The 14,117-nt window shown below is 72.2% G+C and carries 11 protein-coding genes; 6 read left to right on the plus strand and 5 right to left on the minus strand.

The window, feature by feature from the left end; all coding sequences use genetic code 11:
• The first annotated feature begins 20 nt into the window (after positions 1-20).
• Entirely contained in the window at positions 21-911 is an 891-nt protein-coding gene (locus CXR44_RS09230; protein ID WP_101784611.1) for an FRG domain-containing protein, read from the plus strand.
• A gap of 37 nt (positions 912-948) precedes the next feature.
• Here CXR44_RS09230 and CXR44_RS09235 read toward each other — a convergent pair whose 3' ends face one another.
• On the minus strand, positions 949-1,971 hold the full coding sequence (locus tag CXR44_RS09235) for a LacI family DNA-binding transcriptional regulator (RefSeq protein ID WP_180903268.1): 1,023 nt from the start codon (positions 1,969-1,971) through the stop codon (positions 949-951).
• Between the two features lie 331 nt (positions 1,972-2,302).
• Between CXR44_RS09235 and CXR44_RS09240 the strand changes: the two genes are divergently transcribed.
• The 5 genes from CXR44_RS09240 (at position 2,303) to CXR44_RS09260 (ending at position 7,850) form a co-directional block, all read left to right on the plus strand.
• Positions 2,303-4,051: an ABC transporter substrate-binding protein gene (locus tag CXR44_RS09240; protein WP_101784614.1), complete on the plus strand. Its 1,749-nt coding sequence runs from the start codon at positions 2,303-2,305 to the stop codon at positions 4,049-4,051.
• Between the two features lie 70 nt (positions 4,052-4,121).
• The gene (locus CXR44_RS09245; protein ID WP_101784616.1) at positions 4,122-5,117 is read left to right on the plus strand and encodes an ABC transporter permease; all 996 of its coding nucleotides are present in this window, start codon (positions 4,122-4,124) and stop codon (positions 5,115-5,117) included.
• Entirely contained in the window at positions 5,114-6,004 is an 891-nt protein-coding gene (locus CXR44_RS09250; RefSeq protein ID WP_101784617.1) for an ABC transporter permease, read from the plus strand. The genes CXR44_RS09245 and CXR44_RS09250 overlap by 4 nt, the downstream gene beginning before the upstream one ends.
• A complete protein-coding gene (locus tag CXR44_RS09255) occupies positions 6,001-6,942 on the plus strand; it encodes an ABC transporter ATP-binding protein (RefSeq protein ID WP_101784619.1) in 942 nt (313 codons plus the stop codon). The genes CXR44_RS09250 and CXR44_RS09255 overlap by 4 nt, the downstream gene beginning before the upstream one ends.
• The gene (locus tag CXR44_RS09260; RefSeq protein WP_101784621.1) at positions 6,942-7,850 is read left to right on the plus strand and encodes an ABC transporter ATP-binding protein; all 909 of its coding nucleotides are present in this window, start codon (positions 6,942-6,944) and stop codon (positions 7,848-7,850) included. The genes CXR44_RS09255 and CXR44_RS09260 overlap by 1 nt, the downstream gene beginning before the upstream one ends.
• A 25-nt stretch (positions 7,851-7,875) precedes the next feature.
• On the opposite strand, the gene nirD is transcribed toward CXR44_RS09260, so the two are convergent.
• Genes nirD through CXR44_RS09280 form a run of 4 tightly spaced genes read right to left on the minus strand, consistent with a single transcriptional unit; the run spans position 7,876 to position 14,115 of the window.
• On the minus strand, positions 7,876-8,247 hold the full coding sequence (gene nirD, locus CXR44_RS09265; RefSeq protein ID WP_101784623.1) for a nitrite reductase small subunit NirD: 372 nt from the start codon (positions 8,245-8,247) through the stop codon (positions 7,876-7,878).
• Complete coding sequence (nirB, locus tag CXR44_RS09270; RefSeq protein WP_101784625.1) at positions 8,244-10,679, minus strand: nitrite reductase large subunit NirB; 2,436 nt, start codon at positions 10,677-10,679, stop codon at positions 8,244-8,246. Before nirB ends, nirD begins: the two co-directional genes overlap by 4 nt.
• Positions 10,676-12,073, minus strand: coding sequence for an FAD-dependent oxidoreductase (locus tag CXR44_RS09275; protein WP_101784627.1), 1,398 nt, complete (start codon positions 12,071-12,073; stop codon positions 10,676-10,678). Before CXR44_RS09275 ends, nirB begins: the two co-directional genes overlap by 4 nt.
• Positions 12,070-14,115, minus strand: a complete 2,046-nt coding sequence (locus CXR44_RS09280) for a molybdopterin oxidoreductase family protein (protein WP_101784629.1) — start codon at positions 14,113-14,115, stop codon at positions 12,070-12,072. Before CXR44_RS09280 ends, CXR44_RS09275 begins: the two co-directional genes overlap by 4 nt.
• Positions 14,116-14,117: the final 2 nt, after the last annotated feature.

Here is a 14,117-nt window from a genome sequence, read left to right on the forward strand (position 1 = left end):
GGAGGGGCATCGGTAGCGGCATGGCGATCCGCACGGTGTCCTCCTGGAGGGAGCTCGACGACTCGATCAGCGAGGTCAGCGGGCTGCGCGGGCATCGCACCGGTGGCCGTTCCCACTCGACTGTGGTCTTCCGCGGCCGGGCCCGCCCCCCGTACGAGCTGCTCGCGGGGCTCGCGCGGCTGACCGGCGACTGCCGGGGCGTGGAGCGGCACCTCATCCGCAACTTCCGCAAGTACGCCCACCGCCAGTCGCCCGGCCCGACCCTGTGGGACTGGCTCGCCCTCGGGCAGCACCACGGCCTGCCCACCCGGCTGATCGACTGGACGTTCTCGCCGCTCGTGGCGCTGCACTTCGCCACGGTCGCCTGGCCCGAGGAGGAGGCGATGCTCGTCGGCGTGGACTGCGCGGCCGTGCACCGGCGGCTCCCCGCGCCGCTGCGTGACGTGCTCGAGGGGGAGGGGGCGCTGCTGTTCACCACCGAGATGCTGGGCCGGGCGGTGCCCGACCTGGACACGCTGGACGAGCTGGGCGCCGACGACCCGTTCCTCGTGTTCTTCGAGCCGCCGTCGCTGGACGAGCGGATCATCACCCAGTCGTCGGTGCTGTCGGCGCTGTCGGACGTGACCCGGCCGGTCGAGGACTGGCTGGACAAGCACCCCGATCTGTGGTGGGCCTGGCGGGTGCCGCCCGAGGTCAAGGCCGAGGCGCGCGAGCGGCTGGACCAGGCCGGGATCACCGAGCGCGCGTTGATGCCCGGCCTCGACGGGCTGGCCGCCTGGCTGAGCCGCTACTACTCGCCCGGCTCCGCCTTCGGCTGGGACGAGGACGACCCCGCCACCACCCGGATGGCGGACCAGGCGCCGCCGGACGAACCCGCGACCCCCGGTTCCGTCCGCGACGACGCCCCCTGAGCCCGGCCGCCGGCTCGGCCCGGCCGCGGGGCGGGTGTCACCGGGCGGCGGGGGGTGGAGCGGTGCTGCCGCGCGGCACCAGGCGGGCCGCCGGCTCCTCGGAGCCCGCAGCCTCCTCCCCGGCGATCAGCGACAGCAGGGTGCGCGCCGCCCGGGCGCCGTAGGCGGGGATGTCGCGGGTCAGCGCGCTGAGCGCCGGCCGGACGACCTGCGAGAGCGGCGAGTCGTCCCAGGCCACGATCGACAGGTCGCCGGGCACGTCGAGTCGCAGCTCGCGGGCCGCCGACATCCCGGCGACGGCCATGATGTCGTTGTCGTACACGATCGCCGTCGGGCGGCCGGGCGCGCTCACCAGGCGGCGGGTGGCCCGCGCCCCCTCCGCGCCGGTGTAGTCGGTGTGCATGACGGCGTGCCAGTCCGTCCCCAGCTCAGCGCAGGCGGCGCTGAACGCCCGGTCACGCAGCACCGTGTGCACCAGCTCGGGGAGGCCGGCCACCCGCGCGATCCTGCGGTGCCCGAGCGCCGTCAGGTACTCGACGGTCTCGCGCACGGGCGCGGCGTCGTCGGACCACACCGCCGCCAGCGGTCCCGACTCCGACGGATGGCCGATCACCACCGCCGGCAGCCCGAGCTCCCGCAGCGCGGCGACACGGGGGTCGGCGAAGCGGAGGTCCACCAGGATCACGCCGTCCACCCGGCCCTCGCCGGACCAGCGGCGGTAGACCTCCAGCTCCTCCTCCGGCGTGCTCGCCACCTGCAGCATCAGCGCGTACGAGCGCCCGGACAGCTCGCCCTCGATGCCGCTGATCAGCTCCATGAAGAACGGCTCGACGCCCAGGATGCGGGCGGGCCGGCACAGCGTCAGGCCGACCGAGAGGGCGCGTGCCCGGCTGAGCGCCCGGGCCGCGCTGTTGGGCCGCCAGCCGATCTCCTCCGCGATGGCCTTGATCGCCGCCCGCTTGGCGGCCGACACGCCGGGCCGGTCGTTGAGGGCGTACGATACGGCCACCTTGGAGACTCCCGCGCGCCGCGCGATGTCGGCGATCGTCGGACGCTTCACCGAGCCCCCCAGGGTGAACCGGTTAGCCATCTGTGCAGACGAACCATACTCCCGCCACGCCCCGATGGCACGGGTGCGGTCGCGATGTCTCTCCTGATGTCGTTCGACGGGATTTCGACCTCATCACAACTCTTGACTGAGCGAGCGTGCGATTTTACGGTCGCGTTGCTTACCCGGTTCAGTGGGAGCGCTCTCACAGCGGGCCTGCCACCTGCGTGCGCGCGCAGGCCGAGACGGCCGCTGACCGGTCCACACGGCGTCCCCACGGGCCGCCACCTCGGGGCTGTGACAGACGGTCGAGCCTCCGCCGCGGCGGGGGAAGGAGAGACAGATGCGAAAGCGGGCGCGGATCCTCGTTCCGCTCCTGGCGGCGGCCCTGGCCGCCGCCGCCTGTTCCGGTGGCGGCGCCACCCCGCCCTCCCAGGGCGCCGGCCCGCCCCCCGGCAACCCGGGCAACCCCGGCTCGCTGCCCCGCAACGAGACCCTCTACACCACCGGCACCCAGTGGGGCCCGCCCGCCCACTTCAACCCCATCCGCGAGGGCGACCACGCCACCGGCACCAAGGGCCTGGTCTACGAGACGCTCTTCCACTACGACCCCAACACCGCCAAACTCGTCCCCTGGCTCGCCGAGAGCGGCTCCTGGACCAGCGACACCGTCTACGAGGCCAAGATCCGTTCCGGGGTCACCTGGTCCGACGGCAAGCCGCTCACCGCCAAGGACGTGGCCTTCTCCTACGGCCTGGGCAAGATCGAGACGATCTCGTTCCACAACCTGTACGACTGGCTGAAGAGCGTGGAGGCCGTCGACGACAGGACGGTGCGGTTCACCTTCTCCAAGGCCAACTACCAGGAGTGGGACTTCAACCTCTACAGCCGCGTCATCGTGCCCGAGCACATCTGGGCCGGCCGGTCGGAGGAGGAGGTGCTCAACGGCGCCAACGACAAGCCCGTCGGCTCCGGCGCCTACGCCTACCAGAGCCACGACCAGGACCGGGTCGTCTACGTCAGGCGCGACGACTGGTGGGGCAGGAGCGCCCTCGGCAAGGAGCCCAGGCCGCGCTACATCGTGGACGTCGCCACCCCCAGCAACGAGGTGGCCATGGGCATGCTGCTGCAGAAGGGCCTGGACCTGAGCAACAACTTCCTGCCCGGCGTCGCCAACCTGGTCAAGGGCAACTTCGGCATCACCACCTTCTACGACCAGCCGCCGTACATGCTCTCGGCCAACACCGCCTGGCTGGTGCCCAACACCACCAGGAAGCCGATGGACGACCCGGCCTTCCGCAGGGCGCTGGCCGCCTCCGTCGACACCAAGAAGATCGTCGAAGGCGTGTACGGCAACCTCGTCAAGGTCGCCAGCCCCACCGGCCTGCTGCCGCAGTGGGACCAGTTCGTCGACCAGTCCGTGGTGGGCGCCGCCGGCTTCGCCTTCGACACCGCCAAGGCGCGCAGGACGCTGGCCGACGCCGGCTACCGCGACCGCGACGGCGACGGCCTGGTGGAGAACAAGGACGGCTCCAAGATCAAGCTGACGCTGATCGTGCCGACCGGCTGGACCGACTGGATGGAGGCCGCCCGCACCATCGCCACCAGCGCCAAGGCCGCCGGCATCGACGTCACCCCGGACTTCCCCGACTTCAACGCCCTGGTCGAGAAGCGGAGCAAGGGCGACTTCGACCTGCTCGTCAACAACGAGCGCCAGCTCTCCAACACCCCCTGGACGTACTACGACTACGTCTTCCAGCTCCCCGTCAACAAGACGCAGAACACCGTCAACTTCGGCCGCTACGAGAACCAGCGCGCCTGGAAGCTGGTGCAGCAGCTCAACCAGGTCCGCACCGACGACGTCGCCGGCATGAAGACCGTCATCTCGCAGATCCAGCGGATCCACCTCGACGAGATGCCGATCATCCCGCTCTGGTACAACGGCCTGTGGGCCCAGTCGAGCGTCGCCACCTGGAAGAACTGGCCGTCCGCCGCGCAGGGCGCCCCCAAGTCCGCGCCCGTGCTGTGGCGCCACTGGCTGGAGCTGGGCGGGTTCGAGACGCTCACGCAGATCCAGCCGGCCGGTTCCTGACCGGCCCGACGGACCGGCCCGATGTGAACGGCCCTCTCCACCGCGGGGGAGAGGGCCTGGAGAGGCTCACGTGCGCCACTACTTCGGCAGGAAACTCCTCGTCTACGCGCTGACCTTCGTGGTCGCCGTCACCGTCAACTGGATGATCCCGCGCTTCATGCCGGGCGACCCGGTGGCCGGCATGCTGGCCAGGACCGGCGTGTCGCAGCCCGCGGCCGTCGAGGCGATGCGCGTCTACTACACCGACCTGTTCGGCTTCGACCGCCCGCTGTGGGAGCAGTACGCCGGCTTCTGGGCGACCCTGCTGCGCGGCGACTTCGGCATCAGCATCTGGCTGTTCCCCACCCCGGTCAGCACGGTCATCCTGCGGGCGGTGCCGTACACGCTGGCGCTGATGATCCCGGCGGTGCTGCTGAGCTGGTGGGCGGGCAACCGGCTCGGCGCCTACGCGGCGCGGCGCAGGCTGCTCGACAACACCGTCCTGCCGGTCGGCTACGTGCTGACGGCCATGCCGTACATGTGGCTGGCCGTGCTGCTCGCCTGGGGGCTCGGGGTGGTGGCGGGCTGGTTCCCGGTGGCCGGCGGCTACGCCTTCTCGCTCCAGCCGGCGCTGACCGGAGAGTTCCTGCTGAGCCTGCTGCACCACTGGGTGCTGCCGTTCCTGTCGCTGTTTCTCGTGGCGCTCGGCGGCTGGGCCATCGGCATGCGCAATATGATCATCTATGAGCTGGAGTCCGACTACGCCACCTACCTGGCCGCGCTCGGCGCGCCGTCCCGGCTGATCCGCCGCTACGCCTTCCGCAACGCGGTGCTGCCGCAGATCACCGGGCTCGCGCTCCAGCTCGGCGTGCTGGTGGCGGGCGCGCTCGTCACCGAGATCGTCTTCTCCTACCCGGGGCTGGGCAGCCTGATTCTCAAGGCCATCCAGAACCAGGACTTCTTCCTGCTGCAGGGCACGTTCATGTTCATCGTGGTCGGCGTGCTCGTGGCCAACTTCGTCATCGACCTCGTCTACGTCGTGGTCGATCCCCGCACGCGAGCCGGAATGGCGGGTGCCCAGGCATGACGACGACCCCCCTCACCGAGGGACGCGCCGGGACCCGGGTGGTCCGGCGGGAGGCGCTGCACTTCGCGGTGCGCAACGGCAAGCTGGTCACCGGCCTCGGCCTGGTGCTGGTCCTGCTGCTGACCGGCCTGCTCGGCCCGCTCGTCCTCGGCGTCGCGGCGCCCAACGAGTACGTCGCCGCCCCCATGCTGCCGCCGTCGGCCGAGCACTGGTTCGGCACGACGACGTTCGGCCAGGACGTCTTCACTCAGTTCGTGTACGGCCTGCGCACCACGTTCGCCGCCGGCGCGCTCGGCGGCGGCATCGCGGCCGTGATCGCGATGGTGGTCGGGTTCACCGCCGGCTACCGGGGCGGCCTGGTGGACGAGGCGCTGAACATGCTCACCAACGTCGTCCTGGTCATCCCGACCCTGGCGGTGCTGCTCATCATCAACGCCTACCTCGGCATCCGCAGCGTCGCCGTGCAGGCGCTGTTCATCGGCCTGACCTCCTGGCCGTGGGCGGCACGGGCGATCCGGGCGCAGACGTTCTCGCTGCGCGGCCGGGACTTCGTGGACCTGGCCAGGCTCAGCGGCCTGTCCACGCCGCGCATCATCGCGCGGGAGATCGCGCCCAACATGAGCTCCTACCTGTTCATGACGTTCATCCTGCTGTTCGGCGGATCGGTGCTCATCGCCTCGTCGCTCGACTTCATCGGGCTCGGTCCCACCGAGGGCGTCTCGCTCGGGCTGATGCTCCAGAACGCGACGCAGTGGAGCGCGCTGCAACTCGGCCTGTGGTGGTGGTTCGTGCCGCCCGGCCTGGCGATCACCGCGATCGTGGGCGCCCTCTACGTCGCCAACGTCGGGCTCGACGAGGTCTTCAACCCGAAACTGAGGATCACATGACGCTCACCGTCACCGACCTGCGGGTCTCCTACCGCACCCTCGGAGGCGAGGTGAAGGCGCTCGACGGCGTGTCGTTCGGCGTTCGCGACGGCGAGATCCTCGGCCTCGCCGGCGAGTCCGGGTGTGGTAAGACGACGCTCGGCAAGAGCCTCATCCGCCTGGACGGGCGGATGAGGCACGTCGGCGGCACCGTCGAGCTGGACGGGCGCGAGCTGCCCATCGCCGACGACCGGCGGATGAACGCGTTCCGCTTCCACGAGGTGTCGCTCGTCCCGCAGTACGCGATGAGCGCGCTCAACCCCACCCGCCGCATCGGCCGGATGGTCGCCGAGCTGCTGAAGTCACGCGGCGTCCGTCTCGACCGGGACAAGCTGGAACGCCGGCTGGACCTCGTCGGGCTGCCCCGTGAGGTGCTGGACCGCTACCCCCTCGAACTGTCCGGCGGCATGAAGCAGCGCATGGTCATGGTCGTCTCGACGCTGCTCGACCCGTCGCTCCTCGTCGCCGACGAGATCACCTCAGCGCTCGACGTGTCCACCCAGAAGGCGGTCGCCCGGGCCCTGCTCGGCTTCCGCGACAGCGGCTTCGTCAAGAGCATGCTCTTCATCACCCACGACCTGGCGCTCACCTCCCACATCGCCGACACGATCATGGTGATGTACGCGGGCCGGCTCACCGAGAAGGCGCCCGCCGACGTCATGGTCAAGGCGCCCCGCCACCCGTACACCCGCATGCTGATCAACTCGCTGCCCGAGGTCGGCGTCCGGCACGCCGAGCGGCCGCTGTCCGGCATCGCCGGCAGCCCGCCCTCCCTGCTGGACCCGCCGCCCGGCTGCCGGTTCCGCGACCGCTGCCCGCTCGCCGACGAGGGATGCGCCGAGGACCCGCCGGTGACCGAGACCGAGCCCGACCACTTCGTCGCCTGCTGGAAGGCCTGATGCTGAGACTCGACAACGTCACCAAGGTGTTCAGGACCGGCACCTTCGGCGGGAGGACGGTCACGGCCGTCGGCGGGGTGAGCTTCGACGTGCGGCCGGGCGAGGTCGTCTCGCTGATCGGCGAGAGCGGCAGCGGCAAGAGCACCATCGGCCGGATGATCCTCGGCCTCACCCCCGTCACCAGCGGCTCCATCACGATGGACGGGGCGCCGGTCAGGCCGGGCAAGGACTACTACCGGGCCGTCCAGGGCGTCTTCCAGGACCCGTTCAGCTGCTACAACCCGGTGTTCAAGGCCGATCGCGTGTTCGCGCTCGTCAAGGAGGGCTACTTCCCGCGGGTTCCCGCGGCCGAGTGGGAGCGGCGCGTGGAGGCCGCCGTGCGCGACGTGCGGCTGAACCCCGGCGAGGTGCTCGGCAAGTATCCCCACCAGCTCAGCGGCGGCCAGCTCCAGCGCATGCTCATCGCCCGGGCGCTGCTGCTCGACCTCAAGCTGCTGGTCGCCGACGAGATCACCAGCATGCTCGACGCCTCCACCCGCATCGACGTGCTCAACCTGCTGGCCGAGCTGAAGACCCGTGGTCTCGGCGTGCTGTACGTCACCCACGACCTGTCGCTCGGCACCTACCTGGCCGAGCGCACGGTCGTGCTGCGCGGCGGCGCCGTCGTCGAGATGGGCCCGACGGACCTGGTGTTCGGCGACCCCCGGCACCCCTACACGCGGGCTCTGCTGGCCGCGGTGCCGCGGCTGAACGCGCCGTGGGAGGACCCCGCACCCGTGACGTCCTGCCTCTGCCACGAGAGCGGGTCGGCGGGCGGCGACGGGCGGGCGGCGGCCGGGCGGATGGCCGAGGCCGGGCCGGGACACCTGGTCGCCTGCGCCCGGCTCGCCGACTGCCCACCCGCCTGAGCGCCCGCCGAACCGCCTGGGGCGGCTAGGAGGCGTCCACGAGGCGGCGCTCGTCGGCCGCCTCGACCGGCCCGGCGCCGGCGGCCACCTCGACCCGGCCGCCGGCCACCCGCGCCGGGTAGGTCGGCACCCGGACGCCCGGATCGTCCAGGCACACCCCCGAGACGAGGGAGAACACCTGCTTGTGCAGCGGGGACGCCACGGTCGGCTCGCCGCCCCTGGTGCCCACGATGCCGCGGGAGAGCACGTACGCGCCGCTGAACGGGTCGAGGTTGCCGATCGCGTACACCTCGCCCTCGAAGGTGCGGAAGACGGCCACCTGCTCGCCGCCCACCAGGGCGCACGCCCCCCGCTCCGGCAGCAGGACGTGGTAGTCGCACACGGTCATCCAACTCATGAGGTCACCACCATCGGCTTGATCTGGTCACGTTCGCGTTCGAAGACGATCGACGGGTCGGGGACGCCCGGGGCGTTGACGAAGCTGACGAAGCGGCTCAGCTTCTCCGGGTCCTCGATGGTGGCGCGCCACTCGTCCTCGTACGTGGCCACGTGGTGCGCCATCTGCGCGTCCAGCTCCGCGCACAGGCCCAGCGAGTCGTGCACGATCACGTCGCGGACGTGGTCGAGGCCGCCCTCGATGGACTCGATCCAGGCGGCCGTGCGCTGGAGCCGGTCGGCCGTGCGGATGTAGTACATGACGAACCGGTCGATGGTCCTGATCAGCTCGTCGGTCGACAGGTCCGAGGCGAACAGGTCGGCGTGGCGCGGCTTGAAGCCGCCGTTGCCGCCCACGTACAGGTTCCAGCCCTGCTCGGTGGCGATGACGCCGAAGTCCTTGGACCGGGCCTCGGCGCACTCGCGGGCACAGCCCGACACCGCCGACTTGAGCTTGTGCGGCGCCCGCAGACCCCGGTAGCGCAGCTCCAGCGCGATGGCCAGGCCCACCGAGTCCTGGACGCCGTAGCGGCACCAGGTGGAGCCGACGCACGACTTGACCGTCCGCAGCGCCTTGCCGTACGCGTGGCCCGACTCGAAGCCGGCGTCCACCAGGCGCCTCCAGATCTGCGGCAACTGTTCGACGCGCGCGCCGAACAGGTCGATCCGCTGCCCGCCGGTGATCTTGGTGTAGAGGCCGAAGTCGCGGGCCACCTCGCCGATCACGATGAGCTTGTCCGGCGTGATCTCGCCGCCGGGGATGCGCGGGACGACCGAGTACGTGCCGTTCTTCTGGATGTTGGCGAGGAACGCGTCGTTGGTGTCCTGCAGGGCCGCCCGCTCGCCCTCCAGCACGTGCCCGTTGTGCAGCGAGGCCAGGATCGAGGCCACCGTGGGCTTGCAGATGTCGCAGCCGCGCCCGGTCCCGTGGCCCGAGATCAGTTCGGAGAACGTCGTGATGCCGCGCACCCTGATGATGTCGAACAGCTCGGCCCGCGAGTAGGTGAAGTGCTCGCACAGCGCCTTGCTGATCTCGACGCCCGACTTCTCCAGGAGCTGCTTGAGCATCGGCACGCAGCTCCCGCAGGTGGTGCCCGCCCGGGTGCACGCCTTGACGCCGGGGACGTCGGTCACGCCCCTGTCGGCGATGGCGGTGCGGACCGCGCCCGCGGTGACGTTGTTGCACGAGCAGACCTGCGCCTCGTCGGGCAGGTCCAGGTTGGCCGCGCCCGACCCGCTGAACAGCAGGTCCGACGGCGCGGCCGGCAGCGGCTTGCCGACGAAGGGGCGCAGCGTGGTGTACGGGCCGGCGTCGCCCACGCAGATGCCGCCGAGCAGCGTCCGCGCGTCGTCGCTGATGAACAGCTTCTTGTAGACGCCGCCCACCGGGTCCATGTAGGTCACGTCGAGCGCGCCGTCCATCGCGCCGAACTGCGCCACCTCCACGCCCAGCAGCTTCAGCTTGGTGGACAGGTCGGCGCCTTCGAAGCCGGACCCGCCGCCCATGATGCGGTCGGCGGCCACCTCCGCCATCGTGAAACACGGCCCGACGAGGCCGTACACCATGCCGCCGGCCAGCGCGCACTCGCCGATCGCGTACACGGCCGGGTCGGAGGTGCGCATGCCCTCGTCCACCACGACGCCGCCCCGCTCGCCCACCTCCAGGCCGCAGGCGCGGGCCAGCTCGTCGCGCGGCCTGACGCCGGCGGAGAAGACCACCACCTGGGCGTCGAGCAGTGTGCCGTCCGGCTTCAGCAGTCCGGTGACGCGGCCGCCGGAGTCGGTGACGATCTCCTTGACGCCCGCGCCGGCGTGCACGCTCAGCCCCAGGCCCTCGATGTGGCCCTTCAGCACCGAGCCGCCGCCCTCGTCGACCTGGCGCGGCATCAGCCACGGGCTCATCTCCACGATGTGGGTGCGCAGCCCGAGGCCGCGCAGCGCGTCGGCCGCCTCCAGGCCGAGCAGCCCGCCGCCGACCACCACGCCCTCCGTCGCCCCCCGTGCGGCGTCCCGGATCGCGTCCAGGTCGTCGATCGTGCGGTAGACGAAGGCGTGCCCGGCGCCCGGCACCGGCGGCACGAACGGGGCCGACCCGGTCGCGAGCACGAGCACGTCGTACGGCTCGGCCGCCCCGTCGGCCGTGGTCACCACGCGGGCCTCGCGGTCGATCACGGTGACCCGGGTGTTCAGCCGGGTCACCACCCCGTCCGGCACCGGGTAGGTGAGGTCCTCCAGGCTCTTGCCCGTCAGGTACGAGGTCAGCGCCACCCGGTCGTAGGCCGGGCGCGGCTCCTCCCCGATGACGGTGATCCGCCCGCCGAAACCCCGCTCCGTCAGGGTCTCGACGAACCGGTGGGCGGCCGGGCCGAACCCCACGACGACGACGTTCCTCATGCCGAAACCCCTTCCTGCTCACACAGCCAGCCGACGATGCCCTCGACCGCGTCGCGGCAGGTGCCGCACCCGGTCGTGGCCCTGGTGGCGGCCGCGATCCCGGCCACGTCCCGCGCGCCGGCCTCCCAGCACGCCCGGATCTGGCCCTTGGTCACGTTGTTGCACTGGCACACCTTCGCCGCGTCCGGCATCAGCGTCGGGCTGTCGGCGACGTGCGCCGTGGCCGACAGGCCGGGGAACAGCAGCCCCGCCCGGTCGCCCGGCACCGGGCCGCCCCGGTCGAAGAGCTGCGTCAGCGTGCCGACCGCGTCGCTCTCGCCGAGCACGATCGCGCCGACCAGGCGGCCGTCGCGGATGACGAGCTTGCGGTAGGTGCCGCGGGCCCGATGGCTGAACCGCACCACCTCGGCGTGCTCCTCGGTGAGCTGGGTCTCGCCCATCGCGGCCAGCTCCACGCTGCGCGCCTTCAGCCGGGTCACCATGCGCGAGCCGCGGTAGAGCGCCTTGCCGCCGGTGATGACGTCCGCGGCGACGCCCGCCTGCTCCCACGCGGGGGCGACCAGGCCGTACACGGTGCCGTCGTGCTCGGCGCACTCGCCGATCGCGAAGATCGACGGGTCGTCGGTGCGCATCTCGTCGTCCACGACGATGCCGCGGCGCACCTCCAGGCCCGCCTCGGCGGCCAGCCCGGTCACCGGGCGGACGCCGCAGGCCAGGACGACGAGGTCGCCCTCGACGAGCTCGCCGCCGGCGAGCCGGACGCCGTCCGGCAGCACCGCCTCCGCGTTGACCCCGGTGCGGATGTCCACGCCCAGCCCGGCCAGCGTCTCACCGAGCACCTCGCCGGCCTCCATGTCGAGCTGGCGCTCCATCAGGTGGCCGGCCAGGTGGAGCAGCGTCACCGGCAGGCCCCGCCCGGCCAGGCCGCGGGCCGCCTCGACGCCGAGCAGCCCGCCGCCGATCACCACGGCCCGGCGGCTGCCGCCCGCCGACTCCAGGATGCGCTCACAGTCGTCCAGCGTGCGGAACGGGATGGCCCGCTCCACGCCGGGGATCGGCGGCACGATGGCGTCGCTGCCGGTGGCCAGCACAAGCACGTCGTACGGCACCCGCCGCCCGTCCTCGGTGACCACCGCGCGGGCGTCGCGGTCCAGGCACGTCACCGCGCTGCCGAAGATCGCCTCCACGCGGTGGGCGGCGTACCAGGTGGGGTCGAGCAGCCGCACCTGCTCGGGCCTGGCGCTCCCGGCGAGCACGTTGGACAGCAGCACGCGGTTGTACGGCTGGCACGTCTCCGCCCCCACCACCGTGACCGTCAGGTGCGGGTCGCGTGCCCGCACCTCGGTCACCAGGCGGGAGCCCGCCATGCCGTTCCCTACGACGACCAGTCTCATGCGACCCTCTCCACCTTGACGGCGCACACCTTGAACTCCGGCATCCGGGACGTCGGATCGAGCGCGGGGTTGGTCAGGCGGTTGGCGCCCTCCCAGTGGAACGGCATGAACACCGTGTCGCGCCTGATCGCGTCGCTGATCCTGGCAGCCCCCTGCGTCTGGCCCCTGCGGCTGCTCACCCGCACCATGTCGCCCGCGTCGATCCGCAGCTCCTCGGCCAGGTCCGGGTGCAGCTCCACGAACGGCTCGGCCACCGCCTCGGCGAGCGGGGCGATCCGGCGGGTCTGGGCGCCGCTCTGGTAGTGGGCGAGCACCCTGCCCGTGGTGAGGTAGACGGGGTAGTCCTCGTCGATCTCCTCGGCCGCGGGCCGGTGCTCGACCGGCGTGAACCTGGCCCGCCCGTCCGGGGTGGCGAACCGGTCGAGGAACGGGCGCGGCGTCCCCGGATGGTCCGGCGACGGGCAGGGCCAGAAGACGCCCTTGTCCGCCTCGATCCGCTCGTAGGTGATGCCCGCGTAGTCGGCCAGGCCGCCTGCGCTCGCCTCGCGCAGCTCGTCGAACACCACGCGCGGGTCCGACGGCCAGGTGTGGCCGAGCCGGGCGGCCAGCTCACGGATGACCTCCAGGTCGCTGCGCACCCCGGCGGGCGGCTCGACGGCCTTGCGGCGCAGCAGCACCCGGCCCTCCAGGTTGGTCATCGTGCCCGTCTCCTCCGCCCACTGCGTCACCGGGAACACCACCTCGGCCATCGCGGCGGTCTCCGACATCACCACGTCGCACACCACCAGCAGGTCGAGCGCGCCGAGCCGGTCGCTGACGTGCGCCGAGCGCGGCGCCGACACCACCGGGTTGGAGCCGAACAGCAGCAGCGCCCGCGGCCCGGCCGGCGTGCCGAGCGCGTCGAGCAGCTCGTAGGCGGACCGGCCGGGGCCCGGCAGGTCGTCGGGGTGGACGCCCCAGACCTTGGCGACGTGCTCGCGGGCGGCCGGGTCGTCGATCTTGCGGTAGCCGGGGAGCTGGTCGGCCTTCTGCCCGTGCTCCCGGCCGCCCTGGCCGTTGCCCTGGCCGGTGACGCAGCCGTACCCGGAGCCGGGCGTGCCGGGCAGGCCGAGCGCGAGCGCCAGGTTGATGAACGCGGTCACCGTGTCGGTGCCCTTGGCGTGCTGCTCGGCCCCCCGGCCGGTGAGCACGATCGCCCGCCCGGCGGCGGCCATCGCCCGGACGGCCTGCCGCATGCGCGCGACCGGCACGCCGGTGACCCGCTCGACCCGTTCCGGCCACCACGACGCGAGCGACGTGCGGACCTCGTCGAAGCCGGTGGTCCGGGCGGCGATGTACTCCTCGTCGGCCAGCCCCTCGGCGACGACCAGGTGCAGCAGGCCGAGCGCGAGCGCCAGGTCGGTGCCGGGGGTGGGCTGCAGGTGCAGCCAGGCCAGCTTGGCGGTCGCCGTTCGGCGCGGGTCCACCACGATGAGCCGCGGCCCCGCCAGGTGACGCACGAACGGCGGCATCGTCTCGGCGACGTTGCCGCCGGCCAGCAGCACCACGTCCGCCTCGGCCAGGTCCGTGATCGGGAACGGCATCCCGCGGTCCATGCCGAACGCCCGCGTCGACGCGGCCGCCGCCGACGACATGCAGAAGCGGCCGTTGTAGTCGATCTGGCTGGTGCCGAGCGCCACCCGGGCGAACTTGCCGAGCTGGTAGGCCTTCTCGTTGGTGAGCCCGCCGCCGCCGAACACGGCCACGGCGTCGGGGCCGTGCTCGGCGCGGATCCGGGACAGCCGGCCGGCCACGTGGTCGAGGGCGACCTCCCACGTGACGGGCCTGCCGTGCAGGAGGGGGCCGGTCAGCCGCTCGCCGTTGGTGAGCAGCTCTCCCGCGGTCCAGCCCTTCTGGCACAGGGCGCCGCCCGCGTTGGCCGGGATGTCGGTGCGCGGGGTGACGGCGGCCTCTGGGGTGATCGCCATGCCGCACTGCAGGGCGCAGTACGGGCAGTGCGTCAGCACGGGGAGTTCCACGTTCGTCCTACCAGGGGTCGTCATGC

It is taken from the genome of Nonomuraea indica (genome assembly GCF_002850745.1).
Lineage (GTDB): Bacteria > Actinomycetota > Actinomycetes > Streptosporangiales > Streptosporangiaceae > Nonomuraea > Nonomuraea indica.

Excerpts from the sequence above, each read along its gene's own strand:
- CXR44_RS09230 (WP_101784611.1), top strand. The coding sequence starts at position 21 with ATGGCGATCCGCACGGTGTCCTCCTGGAGGGAGCTCGACGACTCGATC.
- CXR44_RS09240 (WP_101784614.1), top strand. The coding sequence starts at position 2,303 with ATGCGAAAGCGGGCGCGGATCCTCGTTCCGCTCCTGGCGGCGGCCCTG.
- CXR44_RS09250 (WP_101784617.1), top strand. The coding sequence starts at position 5,114 with ATGACGACGACCCCCCTCACCGAGGGACGCGCCGGGACCCGGGTGGTC.
- CXR44_RS09255 (WP_101784619.1), top strand. The coding sequence starts at position 6,001 with ATGACGCTCACCGTCACCGACCTGCGGGTCTCCTACCGCACCCTCGGA.
- CXR44_RS09260 (WP_101784621.1), top strand. The coding sequence starts at position 6,942 with ATGCTGAGACTCGACAACGTCACCAAGGTGTTCAGGACCGGCACCTTC.
- nirD (WP_101784623.1), bottom strand. The coding sequence starts at position 8,247 with ATGAGTTGGATGACCGTGTGCGACTACCACGTCCTGCTGCCGGAGCGG.
- nirB (WP_101784625.1), bottom strand. The coding sequence starts at position 10,679 with ATGAGGAACGTCGTCGTCGTGGGGTTCGGCCCGGCCGCCCACCGGTTC.
- CXR44_RS09275 (WP_101784627.1), bottom strand. The coding sequence starts at position 12,073 with ATGAGACTGGTCGTCGTAGGGAACGGCATGGCGGGCTCCCGCCTGGTG.
- CXR44_RS09280 (WP_101784629.1), bottom strand. The coding sequence starts at position 14,115 with ATGACGACCCCTGGTAGGACGAACGTGGAACTCCCCGTGCTGACGCAC.